The sequence below is a fragment of the Methylocystis sp. genome, assembly GCF_051061225.1.
Taxonomy (GTDB): domain Bacteria; phylum Pseudomonadota; class Alphaproteobacteria; order Rhizobiales; family Beijerinckiaceae; genus Methylocystis.
The window spans coordinates 148296-164420 of the sequence record NZ_JBPFEB010000068.1; the positions used below are offsets into that span (position 1 = coordinate 148296).

Consider the following 16125-nt stretch of genomic DNA (forward strand, 5'->3'; position numbering starts at 1 on the left):
GCGGAGCCCGGGTTATCAGCGCGTTGGCGCTTCCTTGCCAAATCCTTTATGTCACGCGGACTTGCCGGCGATCCCGGCCCCGACCCCGGTTTATCGAGCCATGAACGACGAAGCGCCCAAAGGGCCGGACTATTCGACGAGCCTTTATCTGCCGCAGACCGACTTTCCGATGCGCGCGGGCCTGCCCCAGCGCGAGCCGGAATTCCTGAAGCGCTGGGCGGAGATCGGCCTCAACGAAAAAATGCGCGAGGCCGCGGCCGGGCGGCCGAAATTCACGTTGCATGACGGGCCGCCCTATGCGAACGGCAACATCCACATCGGCCATGCGCTGAACAAGATTCTCAAGGACATCGTCACGCGCAGCCAGCGCATGACCGGCAAGGACTGCGTCTATGTGCCGGGCTGGGACTGCCATGGCCTGCCGATCGAGTGGAAGATCGAGGAAGAGAATTACCGCGCTTTAGGCAAGAAGAAGCCGGACTTCTCGCGTCCCGACGAGATGATCGCCTTCCGCCGCGAGTGCCGCGCCTATGCGGAGCGCTGGCTTTCGGTTCAGCGCGAGGAGTTCAAGCGGCTCGGCGTCGCCGGCGAGTGGGACACGCCCTACGCCACCATGGCCTATCCGGCCGAAGCGATCATTGCCCGCGAAATCCTGAAATTCGCCGAGAACGGCCTGCTCTATCGCGGCTCCAAGCCGGTGATGTGGAGCGTCGTCGAAAAGACCGCGCTGGCGGAGGCGGAAGTCGAATATGAGGACCACACCTCGGATACGGTGTGGGTCGCCTTCCCGATCCCGAAGGGCGCGCCCGACGATCTCGCCGACGCGCGCGTGGTGATCTGGACCACGACGCCCTGGACGTTGCCGGGCAATCGCGCGATTTCCTATTCGTCGAAGATCGCCTACGGCCTCTATCGGGTGACCGAGGCCCCGGACAACAACTGGGCCTTCCCGGGCGCGAAATTCATTCTCGCCGACAAGCTTGCGGGCGACGTGTTCAAGGCGGCGAAGGTCGAGGGCTTCGAGCGGCTGCGCGACGTGCGCGCCGAGGAACTGGGCGATCTCATCTGCGCCCATCCCCTCGCGCATCTGGGCTACGCTTTCGACGTGCCGCTGTTCGACGGCGATCATGTGACGGACGACACGGGCACGGGCTTCGTGCATACGGCGCCGGGCCATGGCCGCGAGGATTTCGACATCTGGATGGCGAACGGCCGCCGCCTCGCGGAGAGCGGCGTCGACACGCGCATTCCCTATACGGTCGATGAGGACGGATTTTATACGCAGGAAGCGCCGGGCTTTCCGGGCAAGCGCGTGCTCACCGAAAAGGGCGAGAAGGGCGACGCCAACGAGGCCGTGATGGCCGAACTGGTCAAGGCCGGCAATCTCATCGCGCGCGGGCGCCTGAAGCATCAATATCCGCATTCCTGGCGTTCCAAGAAACCGGTGATCTTCCGCAACACCCCGCAATGGTTCATCGCGATGGACAAGCCGATGGCGGGCGCGGGCGCGAACGCTCCCACGCTGCGCGGCGTGGCGCTCGAAGAAATCTCCCGTACGCAATGGACGCCGGCGGCGGGCGAGAACCGCATTCGCGGCATGATCGCCAATCGTCCCGACTGGGTCGTTTCGCGCCAGCGCGCCTGGGGCGTGCCGATCGCCGTCTTTGTGAAGAAGGGCGGGCATGACATCCTCGTGGACTCGCGTGTAAATGCCCGCATCGTCGAGGCCTTCGAAAAGGAGGGCGCCGACGCCTGGTACGAGGCGCGCGCCGCCGAGCGCTTCCTCGCGCCGGATTACGACCCCAACGACTACGAGAAAGTCGCCGACGTTCTCGACGTGTGGTTCGACTCAGGCTCGACCCACGCCTTCGTGCTGGATGATCCCGAACACTTCCCCGCGCTCGCCGGCATTCACAGGAAGCGCGACGGCGGCGACGACGAGGTGATGTATCTCGAAGGGTCGGATCAGCATCGCGGCTGGTTCCATTCCTCGCTTCTCGAAAGCTGCGGCACGCGGGGCCGCGCGCCGTACGACGCCGTGCTGACGCATGGCTTCGTGCTGGACGAGAAGGGCCGCAAGATGTCGAAGTCGCTCGGCAATGTCGTCGCGCCGCAGAAGGTCATCGCCGACTCGGGCGCGGACATCCTGCGCCTCTGGGTCGCGGCCTCGGATTATGCGGACGATCTGCGTGTCGGCCCCGAGATTCTCAAGACCTTCGTCGATCTCTATCGCAAATTGCGCAACACGCTGCGCTGGATGATCGGCGCGCTCGCCCATTACGGCGCCGACGACGAAGCGGCGCTCGAACACGCCGGCGAACTGGAGCGGCTCATGCTGCATCGCCTCGTCGAGATGGACGCCGCCATCCGCGCCGCTTACGCGGCCTATGACTACAAGAAGGTCGTGGCGCTGCTCACGCCCTTCATGACCAGCGATCTGTCGGCCTTCTATTTCGACATTCGCAAGGACGCGCTCTATTGCGAGCCGCCGTCGAGCGCAAAGCGCAGGGCGTCGCTCGCCGTGATCGAGCACATCTTCCGCTGCGTGACGACCTGGCTCGCGCCGATCCTCGTCTTCACGGCGGAGGAAGCGTGGCTTGCCCGCTATCCGCAGGCCGTCTCCGTACATGTCGAGAGCTTCCCGGACATTCCCTCGCATTGGCGCGACGAGGCGCTGGCGAAGAAATGGGAGAGCGTGCGCGCCATCCGGTCGGTGGTGACCGGCGCGCTGGAAATCGAACGCGCGCAAAAGCGCGTCGGCTCGTCGCTCGAGGCGGCGCCCGCCGTGTTCATCGCCGACGGCCATCTCCGCGCGGCGCTCGACGGCGTGGATTTCGCGGAAATCTGCATCGTGTCGGATCTGTCGATCGAGACCGGCGAGGGACCCGCCGACGCGTTCCGTCTGCCGGAGGTCGCGGGCGTGGCCGTGGTCCCGAGCCGGGCGCCGGGCGTCAAATGCGCCCGCTCCTGGAAATATTTCGACCCGTCGACGGCGGACGCCGAATATCCCGACGTGACCCCGCGCGACGCGCAGGCGCTGCGCGAGTTGGCGGCGCTCGGGCGCTGGAGCGCGTGACGGGTAGGATGAAAATGGTGGGGGCCCCCTCCCCGACCCTCCCCCGCTTCGCGGGAGAGGGAGCCAGGCCGTGGCCTTCGCCGGCGATGCGGATCGCGAGCGTCCCCTCTCCCGCGAAGCGGGGGAGAGACAGGGAGGGGGTCTTTCTCCCGTGAGCGTCCTTCTCGCCTTCCTCGCCAACACCATCACCAATTTCATCATCGGCCTGCTGGTGGCGAAGTTCCTCGGCCCGGAGGAATATGGGCGCTTCGCGCTCGCCTTTTCCATCGCCGTGGTGGTGCAGACGGCGCTCTACGACTGGCTGCGGCTCTCCGCCACGCGCTTCTATTCGCGGCGCACCCGCGAGAGCGAACCGATCATCCGCTCGACGCTCGGCGCGTCCTTCCTCCTCGTCACCGCCTTTCTCTTCGTGACGACGCTGGTCTATGCGCTGATCGGCCCGACGCTCGACTTCGACAGCGAGCTCATTCTGCTCGCCCTGCTCACCGCCACGGCGAACGGGCTGTTCGATTATTCCACCGCGCTCGCCCGCGCGCGGTTCGAGGACGCCGCCTATGGCCGCCTCGTCCTCGTGAAGAATATGCTGGCGTTTGTCCTCATCGGCGGCGGGGCCTATGTCTTCCGCTCGGCGGGCGTGGCGCTGGCGGGCGGCGTCGCCAGCCTCTTCGGCACGGTGCTCATCAGCCGCCCGGCGCTGCACGACCCCGGCGTGCGCTATCGCGACGCCGAGATCGACACGGTGCGGCTGCTCGCCGCCTACAGCGCCCCCATCGTGGCCGCCCATCTGCTCTATCAGACCATGCCGCTCGCGGCCCGCGCCATCGTCGCCAGCGTCTATGATTTCGCCGAAACCGGGCAATTCGCGCTCGCCTATGACCTCGGCGTGCGGGCCGTGTCGGCCTTCGGCTCGGCGCTCGACGTGCTGCTGTTCCAGATCGCCGTCGCCGCCCATGAGAAGCATGGCGAGGATCGCGGGCTCGCGCAGGTCGCCGCCAATATGGGCGTCGTCTTCGCCTTTCTGCTGCCGGCCTGCGTCGGGCTGTGGCTGGTCATGCCGTCGGTGCAGGCGCTGATCGTGCCGGGGCAGTATCGCGGCCCCTTCGGCCATTATCTCGGCCTGCTGCTGCCGGGGCTCTTCGCCATGGGCATGATCAACTTCGGGGTGAACCCCATCTTCCAGATCGCCAAGCGCACGGCGCCGCTCGTCCTGGCCGCCGCCGCCGCCGCCGCCGCCTCGCTGCTCCTGCTGTTCGCCCTGCCCTGGGGGCGCGACGCCTCCAATCTCGCCGTCGCCCAGGCGGGCGGCTATGTCGCCGCGCTCGCCGCCACCATCTATTTCGCGCTGCGGGCGCAGCCGGTCTGGCCCTCCTTCTGGGATCTGTACGCGGCGGTGGTGGGGACGGGGGTGATGTTCGTCGCGCTGCTGCCGATGCGCGGCATGGCGCCGGGCTTCGCCACGCTGGTCGTGCAGGTCGTCGCCGGGGCGGCCATCTACGGGGCGATGGTGCTGGTCTTCGACATCGCCGGGCTGCGCGGCCACGCCTGCGCCTGGCTGCGCGCGCGCAGGTGACAAGCTGGCCGGCGCTCTTATGTTAAAGGCTCGGGCCAGAATTCCCCTGAAACGAGGTTTGACGCCATGGTGATGCCGCTCTACGACGACGCGCCCCTGCGCCATCTCAAGCGGCCGGTGGTCAATCATGCGCTGATCGCGATCAATGTGCTGGTGTTCCTCGTCGTCTATAGCGAGGCGCTGGGCGATCCGCTGACCATCATGCGCGGCTTCGCGGTCATTCCGCGCGTGCTGTTCGGCGAGGCCAATCTGGCCGACTGGGTGGTGGGGCCGCCGGCCCCGGCGACGCTGATCACGGCGCTCTTCTTCCACTCCTCGCTGCTGCATCTCCTGAGCAACATGCTGTTCCTCTACGTCTTCGGCGACAATGTCGAGGACGCGATGGGGTCGCTGCACTACCTGCTGTTCTATCTCTCCTGCGGCGTCGTCGCGGGCGTCTTCTACGTTTACGCGACGCCCCAGTCCTTCACCCCGCTGGTGGGGGCGTCGAGCGCCATTTCCGGGGTCTGCGCCGCCTTTCTGCTGCTCTATCCGCGCGCGACCGTCACGGGGTTCTTTCCGCCGCTGACCTTCGTCATGCTGCCCTACTGGGTCATCACCCTGGCCGATGGATCGCGTGCGCCGACGCGGCGGCTGTTTGGGCTCAAGCCGCCGCTGTTCTCCTTCCACGCCTCGGGCTTCCTGTTCATCGGCGCCTGGATCCTGCTGCAACTCGTGAATGCGAGCTGGGGCGGCGGCGAAAGCCATGTCGCCTGGATGGCCCATGTCGGCGGCATCGTTGCTGGGCTCGCGCTGACCCCGATCTTCAAGCGCCGTAGCCACCCGCTCTTCGATCGCGGCCCGTCGAGCCGGCCGCCCGCCGCGTCGCAACCGGCGCCGCCGGAGGGAAGCGAGGGCTGACACATCCGCCGAACGGGCCGCGCGCGCCAGGCGGACGGCCGTTCCGGCCTCCCCGTTTGACTTGCGCGCGCGCCCCCGTTACCAGACCGCCACAGTTTTTCGAGGCAAGGGCGCGGCAAGCGCTAAGCCGCCATCTCCAGAGGTCGCGCGATGAAGATTCTCGTGCCCGTCAAGCGGGTCGTCGACTACAATGTGAAAATCCGGGTCAAGCCGGACGGTTCGGGCGTCGACCTCGCCAATGTGAAGATGTCCATGAACCCCTTCGACGAGATCGCCGTCGAAGAGGCGCTGCGCCTGAAGGAAGCCGGCAAGGCGACGGAAGTCGTTGTCGTCTCCATCGGCCCGGCCAAGGCTGACGAGACCCTGCGCACCGCGCTGGCCATGGGCGCCGATCGCGGCATTCTGGTCAAGACCGACGAAACCGTCGAGCCGCTCGCGGTGGCCAAGATCCTCGCCAAGATCGCCGCCGAAGAGCAGCCGGGCCTGATCGTGCTCGGCAAGCAGGCGATCGACGACGACAGCAACCAGACCGGCCAGATGCTCGCCGCCCTGCTCGGCTGGGGCCAGGGCACCTTCGCCTCGAAGGTCGTGATCGCCGACGGCGCGGTGGACGTGACCCGCGAGATCGACGGCGGCCTCCAGACGGTGAGCCTCAAGCTCCCGGCGGTGGTGACGACCGATCTGCGCCTCAACGAGCCGCGCTACGCCAGCCTGCCCAACATCATCAAGGCGAAGAAGAAGGAGGTCGCCGTCAAGGCGCCCGCCGACTATGGCGTCGACATCGCGCCGCGCCTCGAAGTGCTGAAGACCGCCGAACCCGCGACCCGCTCGGCGGGCGTCAAGGTCGGCTCGGTCGCCGAACTCGTCTCGAAGCTCAAGGAAGCGGGAGTTCTCTGACATGGCCATTCTGCTTCTCGCCGAAACCGCCAATGGCGCGCTCGCGCCCGCGACCGCCAAGGCCGTGACCGCCGCCCAGCAGATTGGCGGCCCGATCCATGTTCTCGTCGTCGGCCCGGGCCTCAAGGGCGCCGCCGAGCAGGCCGCCAAGATCGCGGGCGTGGAGAAGGCGCTTTACGCCGAGGACGCCGCGCTCGACCATCTGCTCGCCGAGCCGGTCGCCGCGCTGATCCTTCAGCTCGCGCCCGCCTATGACGTGATCATCGCCCCCTCGACCAGCGCGACCAAGAACGTGCTGCCGCGCGTCGCGGCGCTGCTCGACGTGGCGCAGGTCTCCGACATCATCAAGGTCGTCTCGCCCGACACCTTCGAGCGTCCGATCTACGCCGGCAACGCCATCCAGACCGTGCGCGCGAAGGACGCCAAAAAGGTCATCACGGTGCGCACCACGGCCTTCGCCGCCGCGCCCGAGGGGGGCTCGGCGCCGGTCGAGTCGATCGGCGCGGGGGCCAATCCGGGCGTCTCGTCCTTCAAGAGCGAGGAGCTTGCGAAGTCCGAGCGCCCCGAGCTGACCTCGGCCCGCATCATCATCTCGGGCGGCCGCGCCCTCGGCTCCGCCGAGAACTTCCACAAGGTGCTCGATCCGGTGGCGAACCGCCTCAACGCGGCGATCGGCGCCTCGCGCGCCGCCGTCGACGCCGGCTATGCGCCCAACGACCTCCAGGTCGGCCAGACCGGCAAGGCGGTCGCGCCCGAGCTTTACGTCGCGGTCGGCATTTCCGGCGCGATCCAGCATCTCGCCGGCATGAAGGACTCGAAGATCATCGTCGCCATCAACAAGGACGAAGAGGCGCCGATCTTCCAGGTCGCCGACTACGGGCTGGTGGCGGACCTCTTCCAGGCTATCCCGGAGCTCGACGCGGAGCTGGCGAAGCTCGGCAAATAAGCGGGGGGCTGAAAGGCCCCCTCCCCAACCCGCCGTCGCCCGTCGCAAGGCGGGCGTCGGTTCAGACGCCCTTTGACGCGCGAGGCAGGGAGAGGGCGCCGGGGCTTGGCGGCCAACGAGCCACTCTTCACCAATTCAGACTTTTTGAAGCTTGCCGGTTTCCATTCGACACGAACGCGCGTTATATTGCACTGCAACGTGGCCGCAATTGCATCGCAGCCGTCCGCCCGGAGAGGGGCGGTTCACTCGCCAGGTGTTCGAAAATGAGCTTCGAAATTCGCAAAGTGGGCGTCATCGGCGCGGGTCAGATGGGCAAGGGCATTGCGCATGTCTGCGCGCTGTCGGGGCTGGACGTCGCGATCAATGACGTGACGCCGGAGCGCATCGAGGCGGGCATCGCGGACATCGGCGTCCAGATGAGGAAGGCGGTCGAGCGCGGTTTTCTGGCGGCGGAGGCCGTCGACGCCGCATTGCCGCATGTCTCCGCCGCGCCCGCGATTCAGGATTTCCGCGACTGCGACATCGTCATCGAGGCCGCGACCGAGAACGAAGAGGTCAAGCGCAAGATCCTCGCCGACGTCGCGCTGGTGGTGAAGCCCGAGGGCATCATCGCCTCGAACACCTCCTCCATCTCCATCACGCGGCTGGCCTCGATCACCGGCCGGCCGGAGCGCTTCATCGGCATTCATTTCATGAACCCGGTGCCGCGCATGCAGCTCGTCGAGCTCATTCGCGGCATCGCGACCGACGACGTCACTTTCGAAGAGGCCAGAGCCTTCTGCGCGAAGCTCGGCAAGACGGTGACGGTGGCCGAGGATTTCCCGGCCTTCATAGTCAACCGCATTCTGCTGCCGATGATCAATGAGGCGATCTACACGCTCTACGAAGGCGTGGGCTCCGTCGAGGCGATCGACACGGCGATGCGGCTCGGCGCGAACCATCCCATGGGTCCGCTCCAGCTTGCCGACTTCATCGGCCTCGACACCTGCCTTTCGGTGATGCAGGTGCTGCACGAAGGGCTCGCCGACACCAAATACCGCCCCTGCCCGCTGCTGGTGAAATATGTCGAGGCCGGCTGGCTCGGCAAGAAGACCCAGCGCGGCTTCTACGATTATCGCAGCGGCACGCCGACGCCGACGCGGTAAGCGCGGCCGATCGGAGTCGCCGGCGGGCGGCGGGGCGTCGTCCGCTCCCGCAACTTCCCCTTTGCGCCTTCCCTCGGCGGGTCCTTCGCACTAGCTTCGCATCAACTGCGAAGGACGTGATTCCATGGCCGCCATCGACGCTGTTCTCGACACGATCGACGCCAATCTCCCGGCGTCGACGGACCGCCTCTTCGAGCTTCTGAGCATCCCCTCCGTCTCCACCGATCCGGCCTACACGCAGCATTGCCTGCGCGCCGCCGATTGGCTGGCCGGGCAGTTGAAGGGCCTGGGCTATACGGCCGAGGTGCGCGAGACGCCGGGCCACCCGATCGTCGTCGGCCACGCCAGCGCCAGGCGCAAGGACGCGCCGCATGTGCTGTTCTACGGCCATTACGACGTGCAGCCGCCGGACCCGCTGGAGCTCTGGGAGACCGACCCCTTCGCGCCCCGTCTGACCGAGGGCCGCAACGGTCGGGACATCGTCGCCCGCGGCGCGTCGGACGACAAGGGCCAGCTCATGACCTTCGTCGAGGCCTGCCGCGCCTTCGAGGCCAATGGCGGCCTGCCCTGCCATGTCACCTTCCTCTTCGAGGGCGAGGAGGAGACCGGCTCGCCGTCGCTGCCGGAGTTCCTCGCCAGGCACCAGAAGGAGCTGTCGGAGCCGGGCATCGCGCTCGTCTGTGACACCAGCATGTGGAACCCGACGACCCCGGCGATCACCGTCATGCTGCGCGGCCTCGCGCAGGAGGAAGTGATCATCCGCATCGCCAGCCACGATCTGCATTCCGGCATGTTCGGCGGTCCCGTGAACAACCCCGTCCATGTGCTGGCGAAAATCATCGCCGATCTGCACGACGCCGAGGGCCGGGTGACCCTGCCGGGCTTCTACGACGGCGTGCCGGACATTCCCGAGGACATCGCTGAGCAGTGGCGCACGCTCGAATTCGACCAGGCGCAGTGGCTCTCGGAGGTGGGGTTGACCCGCATCGGCGGCGAGCCGGGGCGCGGGATCATGGAGCAGATCTGGGCGCGCCCGACCTGCGACGTGAACGGGATCGTGGGCGGCTATACGGGCAAGGGCGCCAAGACCGTGCTGCCGGCGCAGGCCTCCGCCAAGGTCTCCTTCCGCCTCGTCGGCCAGCAGGACGCGAAGGCGGTGCTGGAGAGCTTCCGGGCCTTCGTGCGCGAGCGGCTGCCGGCAGACGCCAAGGTCGAATTCATCAACCATGGGGCCTCCAACGCGCTGCAATTGCCCTTTGGCTCGGAGGCGTTGAGCCGCGCGCGGCGGGCGCTGGCGGCGGAATGGGGCAAGGAGGCGGCGCTCGCCGGCTGCGGCGGCTCCATCCCGATTGTCGGCGCCTTCAAGCGCGATCTCGGCATGGACGCGCTGATGATCGGCTTCGCGCTCGACGACGACCGCATCCACTCGCCCAACGAGAAATACAGCTACACGTCCTTCCACAAGGGGGCGCGGAGCTGGGCGCGGATTCTGGACGCGCTGGCGGGGTGACGCGGGATTTACACATCGGCAGTCAAGAAACCGGATTCGCGGGCGGCCGCGGGCGGGCGCCGCAAGCCTCGCAAAAGCCGGTTGGGGCCAGGAGGGGAGAGCCTTGTCGTCATTTCCCGTCCTCAAAATTCCGGCTTCGGGTCTTCTCGAAATGTCGTGAGCTGGCGAGCCGATAGGCGCAGGCGGCGGTCACTCTCCCGCTGAGCGCGGTCGTCCGTGGCGCCATCAAACGGACGCCCGGCGGACATGGCGTCGTGGCCCAAGACTCTGCTACCACGCGGCAATCCGCCACTCGCAATCCCGCCCAGGATCGGCTATGTAAGAAATCGTCCAAACTGGCGGGCAGGCGGGACGGGGCCGCTCTCCAGATGTGATGGGCGTCAAGATCGAGGGTCTGCAATGGTCTACCGGCGATATTTCGAGGCGGCCGTCTCCCGTCTGAAGGACGAGCGCCGTTACCGGGTCTTCGTGCATCTGGAGCGCGACGTCGACAGCTTTCCCCTCGCGCGCTGGCACAGGGACGACGGGTCGATCGAAGACGTCACCGTCTGGTGCTCCAACGACTATCTCGGCATGGGCCAGCACCCCGAAGCGATCTCGGCGATGATCGAGACAGCCGGCAAGGTCGGCGCCGGGGCGGGCGGCACCCGCAATATTTCCGGCACGAGTCACGCCATCGTCGAGCTCGAGCGCGAACTCGCCGATCTGCATGGCAAGGAGGCGGCGCTCGTCTTCACCTCGGGCTGGATTTCCAATCTCGCGGCGATTTCCACCATCGCCGATCTTCTGCCCAACTGCCTCATCCTGTCCGACGCGTCGAATCACAATTCGATGATCGAGGGCGTGAAGCGGTCGCGCGCGGAAAGGAAGATTTTCCGCCACAACGACCTCGCCCATCTTGAAGAGCTGCTGATCGAGGCCGGCGACCGGCCGAAGCTCATCGTCTTCGAGAGCCTCTATTCGATGAACGGCAACATCGCGCCGGTCGAAAAGATCGCTTCTCTCGCCGAGCGCTATGGCGCGATGACCTATGTCGACGAGGTCCATGCGGTCGGCATGTATGGCGCGCGCGGCGGCGGCATCTGCGAGCGTGACGGCGTGATGGGCCGCATCGACGTGATCGAGGGCACGCTCGCCAAGGGCTTCGGCGCCATGGGCGGCTATGTCGCGGGCGACGCCGCCGTCATCGACGCGATCCGCTCCTACGCCGGCGCCTTCATCTTCTCGACCGCCCTGCCGCCGCCGGTGGCCGCCGCCGCCTGCGCCGCCGTGCGCCTGCTCAAGCGCCGCCCGGACCTGCGCGCCGCGCATCAGCGGGCCGCCTATATCACGCGGCACGCGCTCGCCGCCGCCGGTCTGCCAGTGCTCGAAAACGGCTCGCATATCGTGCCGGTGATGGTGCGCGACGCGGAGCTGTGCAAGGCCGCGAGCGATCTGCTGCTCACGCGCCACAGCATCTACATCCAGCCGATCAATTATCCGACGGTCGCCAAGGGCTCGGAGCGGCTGCGCATCACGCCGACGCCCCGGCATACGCAGGAGCATATCGCGCACCTCGTCGAATCGGTCGTCGATGTCTGGCAGACGCTCGGCATTCCCTTCGTCGAGCCGCCGTCGCATCTGCATGTCGACGAAAAGAGCAAGGAGCATTGCTCCTACGCGGAAATCAAACTCGCGGCGCAGTAAGACACGTTCTCCCGATCGGGTTTGCAAAATGGCCGGGCGTTCCCCGGCCATTTTTCTTTGGCGCGGCCCCCGAGGCCGGGACGCGCGCGGCGCGCGCCTCCCGACACACGGCGGCCGGTGGCGCTCAGGCCGCGCGGCCGATCTGCGACGCCTTGGAAACTTCCACGAGCTTGCCGCTCTTCACGTCGTAGATATAGCCGTAGATCGGGATGTTCTTGGGCACGAGCGGATGCGAGCGGATGCGGGCGACGTCCTGCGCGACGCTGTCTTCCTGATTGCTGATCGTGTGCCATTTGATGAAATGGCCGGCCGAGCAGCCGCCGCCATGCTGCGGGTTCGACCATTTCAGGGTCGACATGTCGAGCGCGGCCGTGGAGAGATTGTCCTCGAGCAGATCGCCCATCACCTCGTCGCAGAACAGCTCCATGCCGCAATTGGTGTGGTGGATGACGAACCACTCCTTCGTGCCGAGCAGCTTGTGCGAGATCACGAGCGAGCGGATGGCGTCATCGGAGGCGCGGCCGCCGGCGTTGCGAATGACATGGGCGTCGCCTTCCGAGAGGCCGGCGTATTTCGCCGGATCGAGACGCGCGTCCATGCAGGTGAGAATGGCGAAGCCGCGCGCCGGGGGCAGCGCGAGATCGCCCTTCGACCCGAAGGTCGCGGCATAGTTCGCGTTCGCCGCCAAAACTTCATCGAGAATCTTGCTCATTTTGTTTTCCTCCCGCCGGGCTGTGACGCTTCGACGCGTCTATCAAGCAAGCGAACGCGATATTTTCAGTGACAATGTCGCTTTGCGGGGCGAGGAGAAATGAGGTCCGATGGCGGGATGGCCGCCATCGCCTCTGCTCCCGGCTTTCTTTTCGAGGCGCAGGAAAGGGTTTCGCCGCATATGCGTGAACGCGCCGAGCTTTCCCCTGTGTTCGCGGCGCGGGGCCGCCGCTGATGCCGCGCGGCGTCGCCCTCGCAGAGGCGCTGGCCGGCAAGACGGTCGCCGTGGCGCTGGGCGGCGGCGGCGCGCGCGGTCTCGCCCATATCAGCGTGTTACAGGCGCTCGACGACATGGGCGTGCGTCCGGTCGCGCTGGCGGGCACCTCGATCGGCGCGATCATCGGCGCGGCCTATGCGGCGGGGTTCTCGGGCGCCGATCTGCGCGCCCATACGGAAGCGGTGCTGCGCAACCGCTTCCGCCTCGCGCGTCGGCTGTTTCATGCGCGGGCGCGCGGGCGCAAACGCCTGTTCAAGGGCGTCGGCCATCCGCTGCTGATCGACGGCGAGAGATTTCTCGACGCCTTCTGGCCGATGGGCGTGCCGGAGCGTTTCGAGGATCTGGCCATCCCGCTCACCGTCGTGGCGACGGATTTCCGCCGCCGCTGCGAGGTGGTGTTTTCGAATGGCCTGCTGCGCCCGGCCGTCGCCGGCTCCATGTCGGTTCCCGGAGTGGTGCGCGCGACAAAGGGCGAGCACGGCTATCTCGTAGACGGCGGGCTGGTGAATCCGCTTCCCTACGCCCATCTCGCGGGCAAGGCGGACATCATCATCGCGGTGAACGTCTCGGGCAACAGCGGCGCCGAGAGCGAGACGCGCGCGCCCACGGCCTTTCAGACCATGATCGTCGCGACGCAGATTCTCATGAATTCGCTCAGCGCCCGCATGCTGGAGGACGATCCGCCCGACGTCCTCGTCGTCCCGGCCGTCCACCAGTATCTCGCCCTCGACGTGTTCAAGGCCTCGCGCATCTTCGACGCGGGCGATTCCTGCCGCGATCTGCTGCGCGAGGGGTTGTTGCGCGCCGCCGCGCGGCGGGAGACTCAGCGTCTCGACTGAAAGAAGTCGCGCAGCAGGCGCGCCGCCTCGCTCTCGCGAATGCCGCCGTACACCTCCGGCGCGTGATGGCAGGTCGGCTGGGAGAAGAAGCGCGGCCCGTGCTCGACCGCGCCGCCCTTGGGATCGCCGGCCGCGAAATACAGCCGGCGGATGCGCGCGAAGGAGATCGCCGCCGCGCACATGGCGCAGGGCTCCAGCGTCACGTAGAGATCGCACGCGTTGAGCCGCTCGTTGCCGAGCGCGCGGGCCGCGTCGCGAATCGCGACCATTTCGGCGTGGGCGGTGGGGTCCTTGTCGCGCAGGGTGCGATTCGCGCCCGTGGCGATGACGGCCCCGTCGCGCAGGATGGCGGCGCCGACCGGCACTTCTCCGGCCGCCGCCGCGGCGCCCGCCGCCTCGAAGGCGGCGGCGAAGGGATCGGGTTTCATCACGCTCATGTCTTCTCCCGCGCGCGCCGGCGCAAGAGGCGCGCTGATCGCGCTTCAAAGCCGCCGCTTCGCCTGCTATCAAAGATCATGGCCGACAAGAAACCCAGCAAGCGCTCCGGCGCGCCCGGCGGCGACCGTCCGATGCGCCGCCGCGACTCCCATTCCGAGGCGCGCCCCGACGCGCGCGGCAAGAAAGCCGCCGGCGCCTCTTTCGATGCATCAAAAGCCGGGAAGGGCGGCAAGCGGCCTTCGGACAAGCGCCCCGACGCGAAACCCGCCAGAACCGGCAAGTCCGCCAAATCCCTGCCCGCGCCGCCGGAAAAGACCAGCTCTTTCGAAGGAGAGCGCATCGCCAAGGCGATGGCGCGCGCCGGCGTCTGCTCGCGCCGCGACGCGGAGGACTGGATCGCGGCGGGCCGCGTCGCCGTCAACGGCCGGACGCTGAGGACCCCCGCCGTCAATGTCACCGACGCCGACAGCGTCACCATCGACGGGGCCCCCATGCAGGCGCGCGAGCGCACGCGGCTGTTCCTGTTCCACAAGCCGGCGGGCTATGTCACCACCGCGCATGATCCGGAAGGGCGCGCGACGGTCTTTTCCTTCCTCGAGGAGCGCCATCCCGATCTGCCGCGCCTCGTCAGCGTCGGGCGGCTCGACATCAACACCGAAGGGCTGCTGCTGCTGACCAATGACGGCGGCCTCGCCCGCACGCTCGAACTGCCCGCGACCGGCTGGACGCGCCGCTATCGCGTGCGCGTCCATGGCGAGGTCGACCAGGGGCAACTCGACGCGCTGCGCGCCGGCGTGACCATCGACGACGTCGTCTATGCGCCGATCGAGGCGCGGCTGGAGCGCGTGCAGGGCGCGAACGCGTGGATCGCGGTTGCGCTCACCGAAGGCAAGAACCGCGAAATCAAGCGCGTGATGGAGCATCTCGGCCTTGCGGTGACCCGGCTCATCCGGATCTCCTACGGCCCGTTCCAGCTCGGCGATATGGCCGAGGGCGCCGCCGAGGAAGTGAAGCTCAAAGTCCTGCGCGATCAGCTCGGGAAGAGTCTCGCCGAATTCGCGGGCGTCGATTTCGCCTCGCCGCTGCGCGAGGCGACGCCCGCCGAGGCGCAGGAGAAGCGCGAGCGGACCGAGAAACGCCCACGCAAACATGTCTCCGTTTTGCGCCGACAGCGCGAGGAGGAGAGCGAGACGGGTCCGCGCGCGCGCATCGAGCGCGGCGCCACCGCCGACCGCAAGGGTCGCGCCGTGGTGGTCGAGCGCGTGACGCCGACGCGCCGCAAGGCGGCGTCCGACGAGGGCAAAGACTCCCGCAACGCCCGGCGTTTCGAGGCGATGCGCGGCGGTCCGCGCAAGCCGCGCGCCGACGAGGCCGGCTTCGAGCGCCCCGCGCGTGGGCGCGGCCCGGCGGGGCGTCCCGAGGGCGAGGGATTCGAAAAGCGGCGTGCGCGGGCGGGCGAAGGCGCCGAGCGGCGCGCCCATGGCGACGTGAAAACCTCGCGCGACCACGCCCGCAGCCGGCCGCAGGACAGCGACGGCCGGTTCGAGCGTCGCCCGCCCCGGCGTGACGACGCCGGTCCCCGGGACGACCGCGCCCCGCGCCGGCCCCGCGAGGGCGGCGAGCGGACGGAAAGAGTCGAGGGCGCCGGACGCCCGCGCGCCTTTGGCGCCGGGCCCCGCCGGTCGGGTGAGGCCGGCGCGCGGGACGACCGCGCTGCGCGGCGTCCGCGGGAGGGCGGCGATCGCCCGGAAAGATTTGACCGTCCCCCCCGGGCGCGGAGCTTCGGCGCCGAAGCCGGCGACCGGCCACGGCGAGACAGGGCCGGAGCCCCCGAGGGCGGCCATCGAGGCGCGCGCGGCGGCGCCGGAACGCCGGGCGAGGACCGCGCCCCGCGCGGCGCGCCTCGCAAAGGGCCATCTCGCGACGCCGCCAAGGGCCCAGCCGGCCCCGCCGGCCGGGGCGGTCCCGGCGCCGGACCCAGAGGTCCCGGCAGAGGGCCTGGCAAGGATTTCGGCAAGGGGGGGGCTGGCAGAGGCCCCGGCAAGGGGTCTGGCAAGGGACTTGGCAAGGGACTTGGCAAGGGGCCTGGCGGCGCTCCGGGGAAGGGGCCGCGCAAACCGCGCGGGTAAG

The 16125-nt window shown here is 68.1% G+C and carries 12 protein-coding genes; 10 read left to right on the top strand and 2 right to left on the bottom strand.

Annotation, left to right across the window (positions count from 1 at the left end; all coding sequences use genetic code 11):
• The first annotated feature begins 100 nt into the window (after window positions 1–100).
• The 8 genes from ileS (at window position 101) to hemA (ending at window position 11730) form a co-directional block, all read left to right on the top strand.
• Entirely contained in the window at window positions 101–3076 is a 2976-nt protein-coding gene (gene ileS / locus ACR652_RS13240; RefSeq protein ID WP_434506957.1) for an isoleucine--tRNA ligase, read from the top strand.
• A gap of 151 nt (window positions 3077–3227) precedes the next feature.
• Complete coding sequence (locus tag ACR652_RS13245; protein WP_434506958.1) at window positions 3228–4646, top strand: lipopolysaccharide biosynthesis protein; 1419 nt, start codon at window positions 3228–3230, stop codon at window positions 4644–4646.
• Window positions 4647–4712: 66 nt separating this feature from the next.
• Window positions 4713–5546: a rhomboid family intramembrane serine protease gene (locus ACR652_RS13250; protein ID WP_434506959.1), complete on the top strand. Its 834-nt coding sequence runs from the start codon at window positions 4713–4715 to the stop codon at window positions 5544–5546.
• Window positions 5547–5696: 150 nt separating this feature from the next.
• Window positions 5697–6443: an electron transfer flavoprotein subunit beta/FixA family protein gene (locus ACR652_RS13255; protein ID WP_434506960.1), complete on the top strand. Its 747-nt coding sequence runs from the start codon at window positions 5697–5699 to the stop codon at window positions 6441–6443.
• A 1-nt stretch (window position 6444) separates the two neighbouring features.
• Window positions 6445–7389, top strand: coding sequence for an electron transfer flavoprotein subunit alpha/FixB family protein (locus ACR652_RS13260; protein ID WP_434506961.1), 945 nt, complete (start codon window positions 6445–6447; stop codon window positions 7387–7389).
• 263 nt (window positions 7390–7652) lie between these two features.
• Entirely contained in the window at window positions 7653–8534 is an 882-nt protein-coding gene (locus ACR652_RS13265) for a 3-hydroxybutyryl-CoA dehydrogenase (protein WP_434506962.1), read from the top strand.
• A gap of 124 nt (window positions 8535–8658) precedes the next feature.
• A complete protein-coding gene (locus tag ACR652_RS13270) occupies window positions 8659–10044 on the top strand; it encodes a M20/M25/M40 family metallo-hydrolase (RefSeq protein WP_434506963.1) in 1386 nt (461 codons plus the stop codon).
• 399 nt (window positions 10045–10443) lie between these two features.
• Complete coding sequence (gene hemA, locus ACR652_RS13275; protein ID WP_434506964.1) at window positions 10444–11730, top strand: 5-aminolevulinate synthase; 1287 nt, start codon at window positions 10444–10446, stop codon at window positions 11728–11730.
• Window positions 11731–11854: 124 nt separating this feature from the next.
• Here hemA and ACR652_RS13280 read toward each other — a convergent pair whose 3' ends face one another.
• Complete coding sequence (locus ACR652_RS13280; RefSeq protein ID WP_434506965.1) at window positions 11855–12442, bottom strand: beta-class carbonic anhydrase; 588 nt, start codon at window positions 12440–12442, stop codon at window positions 11855–11857.
• A 233-nt stretch (window positions 12443–12675) separates the two neighbouring features.
• On the opposite strand from ACR652_RS13280, the gene ACR652_RS13285 reads away from it, so the two are divergent.
• On the top strand, window positions 12676–13557 hold the full coding sequence (locus tag ACR652_RS13285) for a patatin-like phospholipase family protein (protein WP_434506966.1): 882 nt from the start codon (window positions 12676–12678) through the stop codon (window positions 13555–13557).
• Here the strand turns inward: ACR652_RS13285 and ACR652_RS13290 are convergent.
• The gene (locus tag ACR652_RS13290; protein ID WP_434506967.1) at window positions 13542–13994 is read right to left on the bottom strand and encodes a nucleoside deaminase; all 453 of its coding nucleotides are present in this window, start codon (window positions 13992–13994) and stop codon (window positions 13542–13544) included. The two genes, ACR652_RS13285 and ACR652_RS13290, sit on opposite strands and share 16 nt — an antisense overlap.
• 78 nt (window positions 13995–14072) lie before the next feature.
• On the opposite strand from ACR652_RS13290, the gene ACR652_RS13295 reads away from it, so the two are divergent.
• A complete protein-coding gene (locus ACR652_RS13295; RefSeq protein ID WP_434506968.1) occupies window positions 14073–16124 on the top strand; it encodes a pseudouridine synthase in 2052 nt (683 codons plus the stop codon).
• Window position 16125: the final 1 nt, after the last annotated feature.